The organism is Vibrio sp. 1180_3 (assembly GCF_029478545.1).
In the GTDB taxonomy this organism is placed as follows: Bacteria; Pseudomonadota; Gammaproteobacteria; order Enterobacterales; family Vibrionaceae; genus Vibrio; species Vibrio aestuarianus.
The window spans coordinates 1-1,260 of record NZ_SJFM01000119.1 but is presented as its reverse complement, the minus strand read 5'-3'; the positions used below and the strand labels follow the sequence as shown (position 1 = coordinate 1,260).

Genomic DNA, 1,260 nt, shown 5'->3' with positions numbered 1-1,260 from the left:
AGAAGTGGTCCCCAATTTTCGGACATGACTTTAAGTGGTCGATCTGTTTTGATAGTACCCAACAATACAGGGACAGATTATGACTAGAAAACGTAGAAATCACTCTCCTGAGTTTAAAGCTAAGGTGGCTCTCGATGCCGCTAAAGGCGATAAAACCGTCGCTGAGTTAGCTCAGAAATACAACCTGCACGCTAACCAGATCTCGACATGGAAAAAGGAGCTGCTTGAAAACGCAGCCATGATTTTTGCCACCGAAAATCACTCAGGAAAAGAAAGTTCCGAAGAAGTGGACAAACTTCACGCTAAAATCGGTCAATTGACCATGGAAAATGATTTTTTGGCCAAAGTGCTCGGTCGTTAGACCGAGCCCAGCGAAAGAGTTCGCTGGTTAAATCCACCCCATTGCCGATAAAGCGCCAATGTGAGCTGCTCAATATTGCTCGCTCTACCGCTTACTATCAACCCATCGGACTCTCTGCTGAGGAGATTGCGTTGCGCCGTATGATTGACGAAATTCATCTGCAGTATCCGTTCATGGGCAGTCGGCGCATTCGAACTGAGCTGGCTAAAAATGGCCATAGCGTTAATCGTAAGCGTGTTGTTCGACTCATGCGCGATATGGGGATTGGGGCGATTTACCCCAAGCCCAAAACGACGCTGGCGAACAAAGCACACAAGGTGTATCCCTACCTGTTGCGTGATATCGAAGTCACTTACCCAAACCAAGCTTGGGCGATTGATATCACATATATCCCAATGGCGAAGGGGTTCCTGTACCTCGTTGCCATTATCGACTGGTATAGTCGCAAAGTGCTGGCTTGGCGACTATCCAACACCATGGACACGAGTTTTTGTATCGAAGCGCTTGAGGAAGCGCTGAAGCATTATGGGCCACCTGATATCTTTAACTCAGATCAAGGCAGCCAGTTTACCAGCACAGAGTTCACACAGAAGTTAATTGAACATGACATACGTATAAGCATGGACGGGAAAGGCCGCTGGGTTGACAATGTTTTCATTGAGCGCTTATGGCGAAGCCTGAAATATGAGGAGGTTTACTTAAAGGCTTATACCACGCCCCGTGAAGCCGAACTTGAAATCGGTAACTACATGGTGTTTTATAATGAAGAGCGTAACCATCAAGGACTGAATAACCTCACTCCTGATGAGGCCTACTTCGGTAGGCAAAGATACGCAGCATGAGCTGGGTCAATCACTTAAGAAATGAGCTTATGTGTCCAACCATCGGGGTCCACTTCT

At 47.0% G+C, this 1,260-nt stretch carries 1 protein-coding gene; it reads left to right on the top strand.

Features of this window, described 5'->3' with window-relative positions:
* Positions 1 to 79 precede the first annotated feature (79 nt).
* A protein-coding gene (locus EYW48_RS21135; RefSeq protein ID WP_185762030.1) for an IS3-like element ISVpa4 family transposase occupies positions 80 to 1,203 on the top strand; the annotation gives its coding sequence in 2 pieces (ribosomal slippage) (positions 80 to 332 and positions 332 to 1,203; 1,125 coding nt in all).
* Positions 1,204 to 1,260: the final 57 nt, after the last annotated feature.